This window comes from Streptomyces sp. NPDC040405 (genome assembly GCF_055595765.1).
This window is the reverse complement of sequence record NZ_JBVIVI010000003.1, coordinates 650,837-667,356: the sequence shown is the minus strand read 5'-3', so window position 1 is coordinate 667,356 and position 16,520 is coordinate 650,837. Positions and strand designations below refer to the sequence as shown.

General features: G+C 71.4%; 13 protein-coding genes. 5 read left to right on the top strand and 8 right to left on the bottom strand.

What is annotated here, in order from left to right:
- Nucleotides 1–83: 83 nt before the first annotated feature.
- Nucleotides 84–995, top strand: coding sequence for an endonuclease/exonuclease/phosphatase family protein (locus tag ACZ59A_RS16495; protein ID WP_470959032.1), 912 nt, complete (start codon nt 84–86; stop codon nt 993–995).
- 49 nt (nt 996–1,044) lie between these two features.
- Here ACZ59A_RS16495 and ACZ59A_RS16490 read toward each other — a convergent pair whose 3' ends face one another.
- The 6 genes from ACZ59A_RS16490 to ACZ59A_RS16465 form a co-directional block, all read right to left on the bottom strand.
- Nucleotides 1,045–2,331 carry an alpha-L-fucosidase gene (locus tag ACZ59A_RS16490; RefSeq protein ID WP_470959029.1) on the bottom strand — a complete coding sequence of 429 codons (1,287 nt, stop codon included), beginning with the start codon at nt 2,329–2,331 and terminating at the stop codon, nt 1,045–1,047.
- A 35-nt stretch (nt 2,332–2,366) separates the two neighbouring features.
- A complete protein-coding gene (locus ACZ59A_RS16485; RefSeq protein ID WP_468045397.1) occupies nt 2,367–3,221 on the bottom strand; it encodes a carbohydrate ABC transporter permease in 855 nt (284 codons plus the stop codon).
- Entirely contained in the window at nt 3,214–4,257 is a 1,044-nt protein-coding gene (locus ACZ59A_RS16480; RefSeq protein WP_470959026.1) for a carbohydrate ABC transporter permease, read from the bottom strand. The genes ACZ59A_RS16485 and ACZ59A_RS16480 overlap by 8 nt, the downstream gene beginning before the upstream one ends.
- A 46-nt stretch (nt 4,258–4,303) precedes the next feature.
- Nucleotides 4,304–5,524, bottom strand: coding sequence for an ABC transporter substrate-binding protein (locus ACZ59A_RS16475; RefSeq protein ID WP_470959023.1), 1,221 nt, complete (start codon nt 5,522–5,524; stop codon nt 4,304–4,306).
- A gap of 433 nt (nt 5,525–5,957) precedes the next feature.
- Complete coding sequence (locus tag ACZ59A_RS16470) at nt 5,958–6,620, bottom strand: response regulator (RefSeq protein ID WP_470959021.1); 663 nt, start codon at nt 6,618–6,620, stop codon at nt 5,958–5,960.
- Nucleotides 6,621–6,685: 65 nt separating this feature from the next.
- Nucleotides 6,686–7,849: a sensor histidine kinase gene (locus ACZ59A_RS16465; RefSeq protein WP_470959688.1), complete on the bottom strand. Its 1,164-nt coding sequence runs from the start codon at nt 7,847–7,849 to the stop codon at nt 6,686–6,688.
- Nucleotides 7,850–8,174: 325 nt separating this feature from the next.
- On the opposite strand from ACZ59A_RS16465, the gene ACZ59A_RS16460 reads away from it, so the two are divergent.
- Nucleotides 8,175–8,951 carry a class I SAM-dependent methyltransferase gene (locus ACZ59A_RS16460; RefSeq protein WP_470959018.1) on the top strand — a complete coding sequence of 259 codons (777 nt, stop codon included), beginning with the start codon at nt 8,175–8,177 and terminating at the stop codon, nt 8,949–8,951.
- Between the two features lie 28 nt (nt 8,952–8,979).
- Here ACZ59A_RS16460 and ACZ59A_RS16455 read toward each other — a convergent pair whose 3' ends face one another.
- The gene (locus ACZ59A_RS16455) at nt 8,980–12,498 is read right to left on the bottom strand and encodes a CHAT domain-containing protein (protein WP_470959015.1); all 3,519 of its coding nucleotides are present in this window, start codon (nt 12,496–12,498) and stop codon (nt 8,980–8,982) included.
- A gap of 167 nt (nt 12,499–12,665) precedes the next feature.
- On the opposite strand from ACZ59A_RS16455, the gene ACZ59A_RS16450 reads away from it, so the two are divergent.
- Both ACZ59A_RS16450 and ACZ59A_RS16445 read left to right on the top strand, forming a co-directional pair.
- Entirely contained in the window at nt 12,666–13,028 is a 363-nt protein-coding gene (locus ACZ59A_RS16450; RefSeq protein WP_470959014.1) for a CATRA system-associated protein, read from the top strand.
- Nucleotides 12,979–14,568, top strand: coding sequence for a CATRA conflict system CASPASE/TPR repeat-associated protein (locus ACZ59A_RS16445; protein WP_470959012.1), 1,590 nt, complete (start codon nt 12,979–12,981; stop codon nt 14,566–14,568). Before ACZ59A_RS16450 ends, ACZ59A_RS16445 begins: the two co-directional genes overlap by 50 nt.
- On the opposite strand, the gene ACZ59A_RS16440 is transcribed toward ACZ59A_RS16445, so the two are convergent.
- The gene (locus tag ACZ59A_RS16440; RefSeq protein WP_470959010.1) at nt 14,528–15,634 is read right to left on the bottom strand and encodes a DUF3533 domain-containing protein; all 1,107 of its coding nucleotides are present in this window, start codon (nt 15,632–15,634) and stop codon (nt 14,528–14,530) included. The two genes, ACZ59A_RS16445 and ACZ59A_RS16440, sit on opposite strands and share 41 nt — an antisense overlap.
- Before the next feature lie 95 nt (nt 15,635–15,729).
- Between ACZ59A_RS16440 and ACZ59A_RS16435 the strand changes: the two genes are divergently transcribed.
- Nucleotides 15,730–16,395, top strand: a complete 666-nt coding sequence (locus tag ACZ59A_RS16435; protein WP_470959008.1) for a TetR/AcrR family transcriptional regulator — start codon at nt 15,730–15,732, stop codon at nt 16,393–16,395.
- Nucleotides 16,396–16,520: the final 125 nt, after the last annotated feature.

The window sequence follows — 16,520 nt, the reverse complement described above, 5'->3', positions numbered from 1 at the left end:
TTCCAACTCGCGGCTTCCGCAGGCCACTTCATTCCCACCGGACGGCCTGATACTGGGGTCATCGCCGGACCCCTGGAGGAGCCATGCCCGCACCTCGGTTCAGCCGTCGCCACGGAATGCGCGCCGCGGCCGCCGCGGCCCTCGCCCTGCCGCTCGCCACCCAGCCGGAGGCCCGGGCCGATACCGCCGGGGACGGCCCGGCCTTCCCCGTGGGCGGCTCGCGGCTGCACACCATGACCTTCAACCTGCGCTACGCCAGCGACACCGCGCCCAACTCCTGGGCGCAGCGGCGCCCCGTCATGCGGGAGCTGCTGCAGCGCGCCGAGCCCCATCTGCTGGGCACCCAGGAGGGGCTGTACGGGCAGCTGCGCGACATCGCCGCCGATCTCGGGCCGCGCTACGACTGGCTCGGCACGGGGCGGGCGGGCGGCAGCCGCGACGAGTTCATGGCCGTCTTCTACGACACCAGACGGCTGGAGCCGCTGGAGTACGACCACTTCTGGCTGTCCGACACCCCGTATGTGGTCGGCTCCAACACCTGGGGCGGCGCCGTGGTGCGCATGGTCACCTGGGTGCGCTTCCACGACCGGACCACCGACCGGCAGTTCTACGCCCTCAACACCCATCTCGACCACATCAGCCAGTACGCCCGGGAGCGCTCCGCCGGACTGATCAACGCGAGGCTCGCCGGGCTGGACCCGGCCCTCCCCCGCATCATCACCGGGGACTTCAACGTGGCCGCCCACGGCAACCCGGTCTACGACACGCTGCTGAAGGGCGGCTCCCTGACCGACGCGTGGGACGCCGCCGACCGGCGCAGCAAGCTGTACGCGACCTTCCACGGCTACAAACCGCTGGTCCCCGACGGCGACCGGATCGACTGGATCCTCACCTCGCCGGGCGTACGGAGCCGCTACGCCGCGATCGACACCTTCTCCAGCGGCGGCCAGTTCCCCAGCGACCATCTGCCGGTGCACGCCGTGCTGGAGCTGTGAGGTACGCGCCCCCGCCGCCTCGCCGGGCGGCGGGGGCGCTTCACGTCCGTCAGCCGTCCTCCCGCAGGAAGAGTTCCACGACCGGCACCGCGACATCGGGCCGGACCACCGGCAGCGAGAGGGTCAGGGTGCCCGGGGGCTGGCCGCCGATCGTGGTGTTCTGGGCCGTGGCCGACGGGTCGATCTCGCGGTAGTGGATCTCGGACGCGTCGTGCAGGAACTGCGCGTACTCGACCTTGCCGCCCAGGTCCGGGAGGTGCACATGGGTGAAGGGCCAGGCGAAGAGGTGGAGGTAGAGGCGGTTGCCGCGCTGTGTGTAGCGGGTGTCGACGGGTGCCTCGTACGAGGACGGGCCCGCGCCGCGGATCGACCGCTCGTGGTGGGACATCCACTCGCCGATGCCCTCCAGCGTGGCGACGGCGGTCGGGTCCAGATCGCCGCGCCCGGTGGGCCCGACGTTCAGCAGCATGTTGCCGTTCTTCGAGACGCCGTCGATGAGCATCCGGAGCAGGAGTTCGACGCTCTTGACGTTGAGGTTGTCGCGGTCGTAGCCCCAGCTGCCGTTGAGGGTCTGGCACGCCTCCCAGACCACCGGCTCGCCGTCGACCTCCATGGCCCTGTCGGGCTGGTACTGCTCCGGCGTGACGAGGTCACCGGGGATTTCGAGCCGGTCGTTCACGATGATCTCGGGCTGGAGGCGGCGGGTGAGCTTGAGCAGCTCCTCCGAGCCCCACTCGTCGGCACCCTTGGCGTTGAACACCTCGCTGTGCCTGCCCCGCTTGTACGAGAAGTCGTAGAACAGGTAGTCGATGCGGCCGTAGTGGGTCAGCAGCTCCTCCACCTGCCCGTGCAGATAGGCGCGGTACCGGGCGATGTCGCGGCCCTCGTTGAGCCGCGCGATCTCCTCCGGCGGGTCGTCGCGGCGCGGGTGGAGGCCGTCGATGACGAAGTCGGGGTGGTGCCAGTCGATGAGCGAGTGGTAGAAGCCGACGCGAAGCCCCTCGGCGCGCACGGCCTCGACGAACTCGGCGACGAGGTCCTTGCCGATCGGGGTGTTCATCGACGTGTAGTCCGTCAGCTTCGAGTCCCACAGGCAGAAGCCGTCGTGGTGCTTGGTGGTGAGCACCACGTACTTCATTCCGGCCCGCTTGGCGGCCCGGGCCCAGGCGCGGGGGTCGTACAGGTCCGGTTCGAAGTGGCGGAAGTAGCGGTCGTAGTCCTCGTCCGTGATCCGCTCGCGGTTCTTCACCCACTCGTGGCGGGCCGGCAGAGCGTAGAGGCCCCAGTGGACGAACATGCCGAAGCGGTCCTCGGTGAACCAGGCGGGGATGGCCATGAAGGCGGATTCCTTTCGGATGAGGCTGTGAAGGTTCAGCGGCCGCCGAGGCCGCTGGTGACGATGCCCCGGACGAGGTGCTTCTGGAGCAGGACGAGGAGGAGCACGGTCGGCAGCATCGAGATCACCGACGCCGCCATGACGAGGCTCCACTGGGTCCCCTGCTGGCCGAAGAACGCCTGGAGACCGAGGGGGATGGTCGCGCGGGCGTTCACGTCGTTGACGACGACCAGGGGCCACAGGAAGGAGTTCCAGTAGCTGATGAAGGTGAAGACGGCCAGCACGGCGAGGGTCGGGCGGGCCAGTGGCAGCATCACGGCGATAAAGGTCCGCAGTGTCCCCGCGCCGTCGGCGCGGGCGGCGTCGTCCAGCTCCTGCGGCACGGTCAGGAAGAACTGCCGGAGCAGGAACGCGCCCAGCGCGGTGAACGCCCACGGGATGATGAGCGCCTGGAAGGTGTCCACCCATCCGAAGTTCTGCATCATCACGTACATCGGGATGATGAGAACGTCCTGCGGGATCATCAGCGTCGCCAGGAACAGGATGAAGACGACGTTCCTGCCGCGCCAGCGAAGGCGGGAGAAGGCGTAACCGCTGAACGCGGCGACCGCGACGTTGATGGCGGTGCCGACGGCGGCGACGAACACACCGTTCAGGATGAACCGCTGGAACGGCAGATAGCTGAACACGTCCGCGTAATTCTGCCAGCGGATCTCCGAGCCCCAGAGGGTCGGCGGCGTGGTGAAGGTGTCGGCCTCGGGCTTGAGGCTGGTGGCGACCATGTAGATGAGCGGCGCCATGAACGCCAGCGCGATCAGGCACAGAATCAGGTAGCCGATGGCCTGCCGGGTCCGTGAACCGGCCTTCGCCGCCTGCGTATCGCTACTCATAGTGCACCCAACGCTTCTGGCCGAGGAACTGGACCGCCGTGATGCCGAGAATGATCACGAAGAGCACCCAGGCGCCCGCCGAGGCGAGCCCGAGCTGCTGGGTCTGGAAGCCGGTGTTGTAGATGTACTGCACGAGCGTCTCGGTCGCCGTCCCCGGTCCGCCTTTCGTCAGCAGGAACGGCTGGGTGAACACCTGGAACGAGGTGATGAGCGTCATCATCGTCGCGAAGAAGATCGACGGGGAAATGGCCGGGAATTTGATGCGCCAGAAAACCTGCCACGCACTCGCGCCGTCTATCTGCGCCGCCTCGAGCAGGTTTTCGGGCACCGCGTCGAGGGCGGAGGAGAAGATCAGCATGTTGTAGCCGAAACCCGCCCAGACGCTCATCGCGACCACCGCGAACATGGCCCAGGTGCTGTCCGCGAGGAAATTGGGCGCCTGCGCCCCGACCGTCGACTGCAAGCTCGAATCGATCAAGCCGCCGGGCTGGTAGAGCATCCGCCATACGACGACGTTCGCCACGAGCGGCGTGATCGTCGGAATGAAGAACAGCACCCGGAAGACGTGCCGGTGCCGGATGCGCGGCGTCAGCCAGGCCGCGAGCCCGAGCGAGACCACGAGATTCAGCGGCACGTAGAGGGCCACGTACTCGACGGTGTTCCGTGCCACGGTCCAGAAGACCGGGTCGTCGAACAGCTGACGATAGTTGCCGAGACCGATCCACGAGTGCTCGCCGAGCATCGGCCAGTTCATGAAGCTCACGACGAGGGACGCGACGATCGGGACGACCGTGAAGAGCGCCAGCCCGAACGAGTGGGGAGTGGCGAACACCGCGCCCCACCACGAGCGGCGCCCGATCTCCCGCCGCCCCGGCCGCTCCCCGGACTCCCGTCCCGCCTTCCTGTGTTTCGGCCCCTCCCGTGGCACGCCCGCCACGGCGGCCGCGCCCGTGCCAGCCGCCGGCACCGACGCCGCCGCCCCGGGAGGAACGGCGGACGTCGACGCGAGCACCGGCTGGGACACCGATTCCGTCATTTCCTGACCTCTCTTGCCCCGGTCGCCCCTGTGCCCTCGGGCCGCCTCACTTCTGGAGCTGCCCCGCGATGGACTTCATCGTCTGCTGACCCGACTGCTGGCCGTTGACGGCCTGGATCCCGTACTGGAAGAACAGCTGCTGGAGCTGGTCGCTCTGCTTGTTCCCGGGCAGCGGGGTCGACGCCTTCTGCGCCGCCTTGAGGACGGTCTCGACGCCACCGATGTTGGCGTTGTCGTACCACGCCTGCTGCGCCGCCGTACGGCCGGGGAAGGCACGACCCTGCTGGGCGAGCGCCGTCAGCACCTTCTGGCTCGTCATCGTCTTGACCGCCTGGAAAGCCTGGTCGGGGTACTTGCACTGCTTGGAGATGCCGAAGCCGGAGCCCGCCGAGTAGCTGGACGGGGTGGTGCCTTCCGTGCCGACGGGGATGGTCGTGATCCCGATGTTGAAGTTGGCCTTCCCCTTGCGGTCGAGCAGCGACCAGGGGCCGTCGGGGTACATGGCGACCTTCTTGGCCACGAAGTCGTTGCCCGCGACCGAGGTGTCCGAACTCGCCTGGGTGGCCCAGCCCTTCTTCTCCAGCGATCCGAGCCAGTCCAGCCCCTTGGCGAACTTCGGGTCCGACGCGTCGAGCGTGCCGTCGTCCTTGATGACGCGGCCCCCGTTGTAGCCGAGGATCATCGACTCGAGGTTCATGTCCCCGATCGCCGAGCCGTACATCGTCTTCCCCGCGGCCTTGAACTTCGCCGCGGCGGTCTCGAAGTCCTTCACCGTCCAGCCCGGCACGGGTGCCTTCGCACCCACCTGCTTGAACAGGTCCTTGTTGTAGAACAGCAGCATGGGGCCGGTGTCATAGGGCAGAGCGTAGATCTTCCCGTCGACCTTCAGGGCGTCGAGCGCGGTGGTGTCGAACTGCTTCAGGTCGACGCCCTGCTTCTTCGCGAGGGAGTCGAGCGGCAGGAGGACGTCCGTGTAGTTCGCCGCGCGGAGGCTCTGCATGCTGACGATGCACGGTGCGCTGCCCGTGCTCAGCTGGGTGCGGAGCTTGGTGAAGTAGTCCTCGAACGGAGCACCCTGGATGGTGACCTTCGCGCCACCGGCCTTCTTGACCGAGTCCGCGACCTTCTGCCAGGCCGCCTTGTCCGCCGAACCGGCGATCCACATCGACCAGGTGAGCTTGTCCTTCGACTGTCCCGACGTGCCGCCGCCGGAGGAGCATCCCGACAAGGTGAGACCGAGTGCGGCGGCCGCCGCGGTGGCACTCACGAGGAGTCGTCTTTTCATAGCAGTGTCCACTTCATTGTGCGTGCTCACATGGACGTACTCCGGCAGCACGGAATGGGCGTGCGAATGCAGGAGAGAGGGAGAAGCCGCCGACCGAGGCGGCCATGGTGGCGTGGCGGGATGAGGAAAGTCAGATACCGGGTAAGGCGTTGATCCGACCCACTGTGACTCCTTCGGCCGGTCCCATTTACCAGGACGCATCGGCATCAGAACATCCGATGTATTGGAGTGTCAAGGCGTCGTACGGCCCTATTTTCAGGGCAATCGACCCCGGGCGAGAAGGCATAGTTTGGATGTCTCCGCGGGTCCCTCACGAGTGTCCTGGGCGGGCAGGGGCCCGGCGCCTCAGCGCTCCGGGCCGCGCCCTGCGGGGACCACCGGGCGCCGGTGGGGAACATCCGATGTGTCGGGGGGCTCAGCCCAGCAGCCGCCGTTCGGTGGCGACGGCGACCGCGCCCGCCCGGGTGTCCACGCCCAGCTTTCCGTAGATCCGGCCCAGGTGGGTCTTCACCGTGGCCTCGCTGATGAACAGGGCGCGGGCGATCTCCCGGTTTCCCAGCCCCCGGGCGAGCTGCTGGAGGATGTCCCGCTCACGCTCGGAGAGGGTGGGGCGGGGCGTACGCAGCTGCGCCATCAGCCGGTCGGCGACCGGCGCCGACAGCGCGGTGCGCCCGGCCGCCGCGTTCCGTATCGCCGCGAACAGCTCCTCGGGCCGCTCGGCCTTGAGCAGATAGCCGGTGGCGCCCGCCTCGATGGCCCGGGCGATGTCCGCGTCGGTGTCGAACATGGTGAGCACCAGCACCCGCGGGGCCGGTTCCTCCGGCGCCGCCCCGGCGCCGGAGGCCAGTCGGCGGGTGGCCTCCACACCGTCCATGCCGTCCCCGAGCTGCAGATCCATGAGCACCACATCGGGCCGTACGCGCGCCGCCATGGCAAGCGCCTCCTCGCCACTGCCCGCCTCGCCGACCACCTCGATGCCCGCGGTGCTGGACAGCAGCGCGAGCAGCCCGGCGCGCACCACGGCGTGGTCGTCGCACAGCAGCAGCCGGATGGGCGGGGTGGCGTCGGTCGCGGTCATGGTGCGGCGGTCCTCCGAGAGCGAGTGGCGCGGGCGAGTGGCGTGGACAGGTGGCCGTGCGGATGTCAGGGGGCGGGGGTGGCGAGGGGGACGGCCGCCGAGACGACGGTGCCCTCTCCCCGAGTGGATTCGATGGTGAGCGTGCCGCCCAGCTGGCGTGCCCGCACCCGCATGGCGGGCAGCCCGTGCCCGCGCTCCCGGGCGCTGTCCGGGGTCCTGGGCCGCTCGGGGTCGAAGCCGCGGCCGTTGTCGGCGACGTCCAGCGAGATCTGGTCGTCCAGCCAGGTCAGGGTCAGTGCGGCACGGGTCGCCCAGGCGTGTTCCCGTACGTTGGCCAGGGCGCCCTGGGCGATGCGCAGCAGCGCGGCCTCGACCCGCTCCGGCACCGGACCCGGGCCCGGCACGCCGTCCAGCCGGAAGCCGACGGTCAGCCCCTCGCCGCTCTCCCGGTCGGCGAGCGCGCGCAGCGCCTCGGCGAGCGTGTGGTCGGCGAGGTCGGCGGGGGCCAGGTCGTGGACGAACCGGCGGGCCTCGGCGAGGCTGCGGGAGGCGATCCCGGCCGCGTCCCGCGTATGGCGGCGGGCCGCGTCGGGGTCCGTCTCCCAGGTGCGGTCGGCGGCCTGGAGCAGCATCCGCTGGCTGGACAGGCCCTGGGCGAGGGTGTCGTGGATCTCCCCGGCCAGCCGCTGCCGTTCCGCGAGGATGCCCGCCCGCCGCTCGGTGGCGGCCAGGTCGCGGCGGGTGCGGACCAGGTCGTCGATCAGGACGCGCTGCCGGGCCGCCTGGCGCTGGAGATGGACCAGCACGGCGGTGGCGACCGCGCTGATGGCCAGCGGGGCGATCACCACATTCGGGTTGAACCCTTCGTGGGACAGCCGCAGCTCGGTGGCGACGACCAGCACGGTGAGCACGGCCGCCAGCGGCACCGCGGTGCGCGCGGGCAGCGTCTGCAGTCCGGTGAACAGCAGCGGCATGGCGCACCAAGTGGCGCTCGGGGTGAGGACGAGCAGCCCGGCCCAGACCACCGACACCGCCCCCAGCCAGGCCAGATGCCGGGTGCTCGGCCGTGCGCCGGGGCGTGGCGCGGGGGCCAGCAGCCGCCCGAGCACATACAGCAGCCCGAAGGCGGCGAACAGGGCGACGGCGAACCCGGTGGGCGTAGAGCCGCGATCACGGGTCAGGAAGCGGATGAGTGAGGAGCCGAGCAGCAGGAGGAACGCCCCGTCCATGACCAGCCGGAGCCACCGGGCGTCCGGATCGGCCCACTCGCCCTCCCCTGCGGGAGCCTCCCCCACGGAAGCCCCTCCCACCGGACCGCGCCCCATCGCCGCCGCACCCCTCATCTCCGCCTCGCCCGGCCCTTCCCCGTGTCCGTCCCCAGCCAGTCCTATTACGGGCCGCCGCGCTCCGCATCATCCGATCGGTTGACCCCGCCATCGCCCGAACCGTCTCCGGCCGGTGGCCGGTCCGCCGACGGCGACGGCCGTCACCCGCATGGAGGCTTCATTCCAGGGCCTGCGACACGCACCCCGCATCCCAGGGAAAGGACCTTTCATGCCTGCCAAGAACGTCACCGTCAACCGCTCCAGTCTCGGCCACCGCGTCTCCTACGCGCTCCGTCACCCCGAGCGCGTACCGCGCCATCTGGTGCGGGTCACCCGGGACACCTGGCTGCGCTACCGCTACCCGGACCACGTCTCGTACTACCGCGCCGTGATGCGCTCCGACACCCGTGCCGATCCGGACGCGGCGGTCGGCGGCCGCTCCCGGGAGCGGTGGCTGGCGCTGGGCGCGATGCAGTTCGACTATCTGCTGAAGCACGGGCTGCGCCCCGAGCACCGCATGCTGGAGATCGGCTGCGGCAACCTGCGCGCGGGATGGCGCTTCATCCGGCACCTCGAACCCGGCCACTACCACGGCGTCGACATCTCCCCCGACATCCTGGTCGCCGCGCAGGACACCCTGGTCCACACCGAGCTCCAGGACCGGCTTCCCACTCTCACCCCGGTCCGCGACCTCACCCTGCGCTTCCTGCCCGAGGCGCACTTCGACGTCGTTCACGCCCACAGCGTCTTCTCCCACTCCCCGCTGCCGGTCATCGACGAGTGCCTGGCCAACGTGGGCCGGATCCTGGCGCCGGGCGGCTGGTTCGACTTCACCTTCGACCGTACCGAGGGCAAGGAACACCAGGTGCTGAGGGAGGACTTCTACTACCGCACCGAAACCCTCATAGACCTCGCCCGGAAACACGGTCTGGCGGCCCGCTTCATGGAGGACTGGGAGGAGCTCCCGCACGGCCAGTCCAAGATCCGCGTCACCCACGGCGACTGAGCCCGCGGGCCGTCACCTGCAGACACGTTCACAGGCCGACGTGGAGGTGGGCGGCCCACATCAGGGGGAGCCGGGGATACGTCCGCCGCATGCGGTGGGCGGCCCGGTGGACCACCCCGGCGATGTCGCGGTCCTCCGGAGGGCGGCGCAGCAGATCGGCGTAGATCGTCCGGGCCGCCTTCGGGGCCGCCAGGTCATTGATCGTCCAGAGGGTGCCGATGACATGCGGGAATCCGGCGAGCTGGAAGGCGGCCGAGATGTGCACGGCCTCGTCGACCAGCTGGGGTCCGGGCTGGGAGGTGCTGCAGGCGGAGAGGTAGGCGAGTTCGGCGTGGGGCAGACGGAGCGTGGAGAGGTGGCGGACGTCGAACGGGTTGTCCTGGTGGTCATGGAGGAGCAGGAGGCTGGTGGAGGGGTCGTCGAAGCGGCTCTGGGCGTGGCAGGCGAAATGGGCCCAGGTGGCTTCCCGGAGTGCGGCGTCGACCCGGTCACGGGTGGCTTCGGACCCGGTCAGGAGGGTGGCGTCCGAGAGCAGACCGGCCTCGTCGCGGGCGCCGGGCAGGTCGGCGGCGCCGGGGGTGCGGGGCATCGAGACGACGAGCCGGCGGTGGCGTCCGGAGCTTCGCTCTCCGGTGGGACGGCGGCCTCGGACGTGGGTGAGGGCGCGGATCGTAGGGGTGTACGAGGAGATGACCCGGTCGAGGACGGACCGGCCCTCGGTGTCGTGGTGGCCCGCGGCGTGCAACGGGAGGTAGCCGAGCGGGCCGACCGGCGCCCACCACAGCCGTGGCCAGGTGTCGTCGGGGCCGGGTGACCGGGTGAATTCCAGTGCGGTCAGCACCGGTTCGGCGATCGTGTCCCACAGTCGGCCCAGGATCGCTTCGAGGATGTCATTCGCGACGCTCCGGCCCTCGTACAGTGCGCCCACGAAGGCGTTCACCCACGCGACGACGTCCTGGAAGATGAGGTCCGGCAGCGGGATGTGCCGCACCCCCGCCTCGGTGAGTGCGAGCGCGTCGCACCGCCACCGGCTGACGTTGACGAGGACGACCGGACCGTCCCGTACGGCGGCCATGAGCTGCGCAAGCGTCGAGGGCAGCAGGAACGAGTCGAGGTCGGGCAGCGCCCGGATCTCCTCGATCACCGCCTCCAGCTCGCGGGCGTGCTCATGCCGCTGCTCGCTCGGCTCCTGGCCCTCGGTTTCGAGCGCGGCGCTGAGCCACTGAAAGCGGTCGGCGAGCCCGGGGGCCCGTTCCCGGAGGACGGTCAGCGCGGTACGGGCGGAGAGGGCACGGTCGAGCAGCACGCCCCTCCCCTGTTCCAGCAGGGTCACCGCACGCTCCGGGTCGCCTGCTTCCAGGGCGCAGGCGGCGGCACTCGCGGCCAGCCCGCTGTAGCGGCTGAGCCAGTGCTCGGCGTCACGGCGCCCCAGGAACTGGGTGACGAGCAGGGGCAGCAGCTCGACCGCCGTGGCGTATCCCTTCAGCGCCTGGTCATGACGCCCCGCCGACATCGCCAGTCGCCCGGCGTTGAAGCCCGCGTCCACGCGTACCGTCGCGGCCGCGCTCGGCACGGTGGCCGCCGCCAGATAGGCGGCGACGGCTTCGGTGAGCGTCCCGGGGTCTTCGGATGCCCGGTGCAGGGCGGTCAGGGCATGCCCCATCATGAACAGCTTCTTGGCCCGCGCGGGCTCCGGTGAGGTGAGCGCCAGCGCACGCCGCGCCACCTCCACCGCCTCCTCGGCCGACGCCCGGTCGTCGGTGCGCTCGTAGCGCACCAGGAGCGGGGCGATGAGGTTCGACAGCAACCCGGGGTCGCGGTCCGCGACTCTGCGCGCGACATCGATGGCCTCGTCCAGGATCACCGGGTCGTCGTCCTCGTGCTCGGCGAACACGGCCAGCGCGGCGGCGAGAGGGACGAGGAGCCCCAGCTTGTGCGGGTCAATGGCCATGCCCTCCCTGCCGAGGGCGACGGCCTCCTCGAGGAGGCTCCGCTCCCGCGTCCGCTCGTACTTCAGGCGCAGCGCCGCGACGAGTCCGGGCAGCAGATCGGGGTCCCGCTCACCGACGGGGCCCAGGCCGTGGCGGCAGAGGGCGATCGCCTCGTCCAGCGTTTCCAGGTCGCCCGTGTGCTCGTACCAGGCGCGCAGTCCCTGAACCTGGTGCACGACCCGTTGGCTCCGGTCCGGGTGATCGGCCGGGGTCTCGGTCATGGACCGGCGTCCCACGGCGATGACCTCGTGCAGAAGCTCCCGGGTGCCGTAACGGTCGTAGCTCAGCAGAAGCGCGTAGCTGAGCATGTGCAGATAGTGCACCCTGCCCGGATGCCCCTCGGGTGTCCGGTGGACGGCCTCACGGAAGACCCGCACGGCCTCGTCGAGCGCCGTCAGTTCGTCCGTGGTCTCGAACCACCTCTGGAGTACGCCGCCGAGGATCCCGAGGCGGTGGGGCCGCCTGGGGTCCTCGTCCCGGGTGGCGCCCACCGCGCGACGACCCGTCGCGACAGCCTCTTCGAGGACGGTCTTGTCCTTGGTGCGGTCGAACGACTTCATGAGCGAGGACGTCAGATTCGACAGATACAGCGGATGAGCGGGGTGGTCCTCCCCGGTCAGGGCGACCGCCCGGCGGGCCGTTCGCAAGGCTTCGGCCCCTGCCGCCTCATCCCCGGTCCGGCTGGCCCATTCGTGCAACGAGGCACCGAGGTTGGACAGATACATCACCAACTGGGGATCGGCCTGCGCTGTCACCTCCACCGCGCCACGTCCGGTGGCGATGGCCTCTTCGAGGAACAAGAGGTCGCCGGTGCGCCGGAAGGCGTCCAGCAGCGCGATGGAGAGGTTGCTCAGCGTCAAGGGCGAGCGCGGGTCGGCGGCGGCCGCCCGGCGTCCCCTGTCGATCGCCTCGTGGAGGGCGCTCAGCTCCCCGGTCCGCAGATACCAGTCGCGGAACACATCGCCGAGCTGGGACTGTACGGCCGCCCACCGGCCGTGGCCGCGCGGCAGCGCGTCCACCGCGCGCCGGGCCACCTCCACCGATTCCCACAGCGGACGCGGATCCTCGGCGGTGTGGAACGCGGCGCACAACAGCGTGCACAGCTGGACCACCTTGCCCGCGGCGCTGGGGTGGTGGGGAGGCGTCCGGGAAACCTCGCGGCGCCGGTCGCTCAGCATCTGTGCGATCCGCTCCGGTTCCAGATTCGCCAGGAAGTGGCGGTGTACGGTCTCGCTGAGCGCGACCCAGTCGTCGGGATCCGGCGCGAACGCGGAGCGCAGCGCCTCCGGCACACCCTGCGGGTCCGCCTCGTACACCGGGCGCAGCACCGTTTCCGCCAGCCGCAACTCCGACTCGTCGCCCAGCAGGCCGTATCGGTGCCAGTGCAACCAGCCAACGGCGCGCCGCACTTCGAGATCGCGCTCGAAGTCGTCGCTCGCGGCGATCAGTTCGGCGGCCTCGCGCGGGGCGTCGGCGTCCAAGACGTCCCGCGGGTCCGCGGTGGCGGCGAATCGGTCCAGCCGGGCCCACAGCGCCGTCAGCAGTTCGGCTCTCACACTTCGATGATGGCCGACCCGGCATGCGCCCACCGTGGCCTGGGCGTTGAGCGGTCGCAACCTACGACCGCGGATCGATCAGTTGCACGATCGGCCTCCCGGCTGCCGGGCGCAGGGAAAATACTCACCGTCATCCCCTTTCGCCCCACTGCCGGTAGATTGGGGCCATGGGAGTGTCGGAGAGGGGCGGGGGCACGGCGGAGGTGCACGAGGACGCCGTGGCGGCTCTCGCGGCGGTCGCCGGGTTCGTACTGCCGCGCGCGGACTGGGCGCATGTGGAGCGCGCGCTGGGGGCGATGGAGACGGCCGTGCGGGCCGGGGACGCGCGGGCCCTGTGCGCGATGGCGGGGCGGTTGGAGCTGGTGGGGCCGTCGCGGGTGCGGATGCGCGCGGGCGAGGAGGGCGACGGGCGCGAGCCCGCGCCCCCCGATGTCCTGGACCGGCTCAACCGCTTGGTGCACGCCCTGCGGAGCGGGGCCGATGACGACGATCGCGCGGAGGGCACACCGGCCGGTGGTGACCCTCACTGATCAGTCGCTCGTCGTCCACCTCTTCGTGGCCACGACCGGACCGCGCGGGAGCGCGTCGTACCGGCGACTGCGGGAGGTGTGGGCGGCGTGCGGGCCGCATCTCGGCATGACGTACTCCGTCGCCGCGACGGGGCTGCCCGACACGCTCCCCGAGGAGCCGGGCGAGTTGTCGGCGGCCGGGGCGGTGGCGGCGCGGCGCGACCGTGCGGGGCTGGCGCAGGCGGTCCTGCGGCGCCACCACGATCTGCTGTGTCTGTCGGTGGCGCTGTCGCCCGCTTCCGGTGAGCAGGGGTCGTGGGACGCCTGGGACCGGCAGTGGACGCGGGTCGCCGGGACGGGCCGGGAGCAGGAGTGGGTGGTCGGCGAGGCACGGCTGTTCGTCGCCTACCGCGAGGTCGCCGACGCGGGGCCGGTGAGCACACGGGAGCTGACGGAGGCGATACGGGCCGAACTGCCCCTGCCGCTCGGGCCGGGCGTCGCTGTGGCCCGCCCCGCGGTCACCCTGTGGGAGGCCACCGGCGATTCCGCCACCGGGCCGTCGCGGCGCTTCGCCGCGGTGGCGGACGACGCTGACGGCGCGCCCCGGGACACCGAGCACTGGCTGTGGAGCCAGGGCGGTGGCGCGCCGCCACCGTTCGCCCGCTATCTGGCGGACGCGGCCAAGGTGCGGTACGAGATGCGGGTGCACGCGGCGCACGACAGCGATCTCGACTCCCCCGCGGGGCCGGTGGTGGACGGTGCGCTCGCGGCGCTGGATGGCGCATCCCTGGACGACGAGAGCCCGGACCGTGGCGAGGAACTCGCGCGGTGGCGCACCAGGCTGCTGGCGCTCACCGCGGGCTCCAAGGGCCTCACCCAGTGGATCACCAGGGTCCGGGAGATGCGCACCACCGTGCGGATCGCCGAGTCCAACATGCGCGCCCAGCGGGACGCCGCGGGCGTCCCCGAGGGCGGCCACGGCCCGTTCGCCGAAGACCTCGCGCTGGCCGCGTGGTTCGTCCAGCGGCTGTCCGACGGCCTGGTCTATCTGGAGGCGGACCGGGAGCGCGCACGGGACGCGCTGACGGCCCTGACGGTCGAGGCGGAACACGCCCTCCAGCGCCGCCGGGAGCTGACGCAACGCCAGGAGGTGATCGCGCAGCAGCGGCAGAGCAGGGTCAACCTGCTGCAGAGCGCGTTCCTCGGCGCGGTCCTCATGGTGCTCGCCGCGATCCAGAGCTTCGCGTACGAGGTCCCGTTCCTGCCGCCTCCCGCCGTGCCCGCCCTCATCGCCCTGCTCGGTGCGCTCGCCCTGCTGCTGGCCACGCTGGTGCTGTGGCTGGCCACCCCGCCGGAGAGCCGGGCACCGGCCCGGCTCGGCTCGCTGCTCGCCGGGCTGGTGGGTGCCACGGCCGGCTGGCTGGCCAGCACGGTGGCCGTGCACGCGGCCACCGGCAGCGCCGCGCCGACCGCGCTGACCTGGGCGGTGGCGCTTCCGGCGTTCGGCTGCGGATGGCTGGTCATGCGGCGGCGACTGCGCGCCGTCGGCGGATCAGGCTGACGCCGAGGACGCCGACCAGCGCGCCGCCGAGGGCGTAGGCGGTCAGCACCGCCAGGTTGGCGGCGATGCCGTGGCCGGAGAAGTACATGACGTGGCGTACGGCATGGGTGGCGGCGCCGTTGGGGAGGGCGGGGCTGAGCGCCCGCCAGAACGGGGGCAGCAGCTCGGGGCCGTAGGCGCCGCCGGCGCTGGGGTTGCCGAGGACCACGAACAGCAGCACCGTGACGCCGATCCCCAGGACGCCGAAGAGCACCTGGAAGGCGATCGTCATGGCGGCCGCGCCGAAGACGACCAGGGCTCCGATCGCCGACAGGGCGAGGAAGTGTCCGTTCAGCGCGCCGAGCAGCGGGCCCACGATCGCCGCGCCGCCCAGACCGGACAGCACCGCGTACGGGACGGCCGCCAGCAGTCGCCGCCCGGCGCCACGCGCGGTGGCGGGGCGGGCGCCGAGGGACACGCCCAGCAGCGCGGCGAACAGATAGCCGCCCACCGTCCAGCCCACCACCAGGTAGAAGCTGCTCAAGCCCCGGGCATCACCCGCCTGCGCGGGGAACGCGTCGACGACGTCCGCGGTGCGGTGCTGGCTCTTCTCGGCCTTCTCGATCACCGTCTCCAGCGCGCTCGCCGTGGAGGCGCCACCGGCACCGGCGACCAGGAGGGTGTCGGTGCGGGACTCGGGCTTCACGATCAGCGCACCGCTGATCTCCCCCGTGCGCAGCCGCTCGCGGGCGGTGGCCTCATCGGTGGCGGTGGCCTTCAGCGGCTGGCCGGGTATCCCGTTGAGCTTCTCGGCCGCGTCCGGCGCCATCCGCTGCGGCGCCGCGACCGCGATCGGGATGCGGTGCGGCTGGGGGTGGTGGAAGGCTCCCACGTACGACAGGACGAATCCCAGTTGCAGCAGCAGCGCGCCGACGAGCATCGCCGCGATGCGCGGCGGGACCGCGCCGCGCAGCCGGGCCGGAAATCCCCGGGGCGCCGCGCCCCCTTCCTTCTCCTTCGGCTGGTCCGCGTCCGGCTCCGCGCGCCGCACCGGGGCCTCCTCGTGGTCCGTATCCACCTGGCTCACTGATCCGCACTTCCTCAATCACCGACGGGTTCGATGCCTCACTTCGATACATCACTGTATCGGATGCACGAGTGTATCGAACTAGGATGGGGCCCATGACGGAAGCCAGTAACAGCGCGCTCGACCGCCGGGCGCTGCGCAGCGGACGGCGCGCGGACGGCACCCCCACGCGTGTCACCCGGCGGCGGGCCGAGACCCGGGAACGTCTGCTGGCCGCGGCGCTCACGGTCTTCGCGGAGCGCGGCTTCGGCCGCGTGGGAATCGAGGAGATCTGCGAGGCCGCCGGGTACACGCGCGGCGCCTTCTACTCCAACTTCGACAGCCTCGACGAGCTGTTCTTCGCCCTCTACGAGCGGCAGGCCGCGCTCGTGACGGCCCAGGTGCAGGACGCGCTGGACGGCGCCACCCCCGACGAGGGGCTGCCCGCCCTGCTGGACCGGGTGGTGGGCGCGCTGCTCATCGACCGCACCTGGGTCCTGGTGCGCACCGACTTCCATCTGTACGCGGCGCGCAACCCGGAGACCGCGGCCGCCCTGATCCGGCACCGCGAGGCGTTGCGCGAAACGCTCCAGCCGATCGTGACCGCCTACGTCGACCCCGACACCATGCCGCCCGGGCTGCGCGACCCCGAGTCCCTGACGGCGGCGGTCCTGACGATCCACGACGCGGCGGCCGGGCGGCTGCTGCTCGACCCGGACCTCGACGCCCTGCGGACGTGGCTGCGCGACATGCTCACCGCGCTCCTCATCCCCCGGCGCTGAGCGTACGAAGGTGGCGGGTGGGGGGCGCGCCCCCCCCCCCCCCCCCTCTCCCCCGCCCCCCGGAGCACCCCCGGGTGGTGTGGAGACCGCCCGCCCGCGACGGCAGCGCGCGCGGGTGAGGGGCA

Excerpts from the sequence above, each read along its gene's own strand:
- ACZ59A_RS16495 (WP_470959032.1), top strand. The coding sequence starts at position 84 with ATGCCCGCACCTCGGTTCAGCCGTCGCCACGGAATGCGCGCCGCGGCC.
- ACZ59A_RS16490 (WP_470959029.1), bottom strand. The coding sequence starts at position 2,331 with ATGGCCATCCCCGCCTGGTTCACCGAGGACCGCTTCGGCATGTTCGTC.
- ACZ59A_RS16485 (WP_468045397.1), bottom strand. The coding sequence starts at position 3,221 with ATGAGTAGCGATACGCAGGCGGCGAAGGCCGGTTCACGGACCCGGCAG.
- ACZ59A_RS16480 (WP_470959026.1), bottom strand. The coding sequence starts at position 4,257 with ATGACGGAATCGGTGTCCCAGCCGGTGCTCGCGTCGACGTCCGCCGTT.
- ACZ59A_RS16470 (WP_470959021.1), bottom strand. The coding sequence starts at position 6,620 with ATGACCGCGACCGACGCCACCCCGCCCATCCGGCTGCTGCTGTGCGAC.
- ACZ59A_RS16465 (WP_470959688.1), bottom strand. The coding sequence starts at position 7,849 with ATGGACGGGGCGTTCCTCCTGCTGCTCGGCTCCTCACTCATCCGCTTC.
- ACZ59A_RS16460 (WP_470959018.1), top strand. The coding sequence starts at position 8,175 with ATGCCTGCCAAGAACGTCACCGTCAACCGCTCCAGTCTCGGCCACCGC.
- ACZ59A_RS16450 (WP_470959014.1), top strand. The coding sequence starts at position 12,666 with ATGGGAGTGTCGGAGAGGGGCGGGGGCACGGCGGAGGTGCACGAGGAC.
- ACZ59A_RS16445 (WP_470959012.1), top strand. The coding sequence starts at position 12,979 with ATGACGACGATCGCGCGGAGGGCACACCGGCCGGTGGTGACCCTCACT.
- ACZ59A_RS16435 (WP_470959008.1), top strand. The coding sequence starts at position 15,730 with ATGACGGAAGCCAGTAACAGCGCGCTCGACCGCCGGGCGCTGCGCAGC.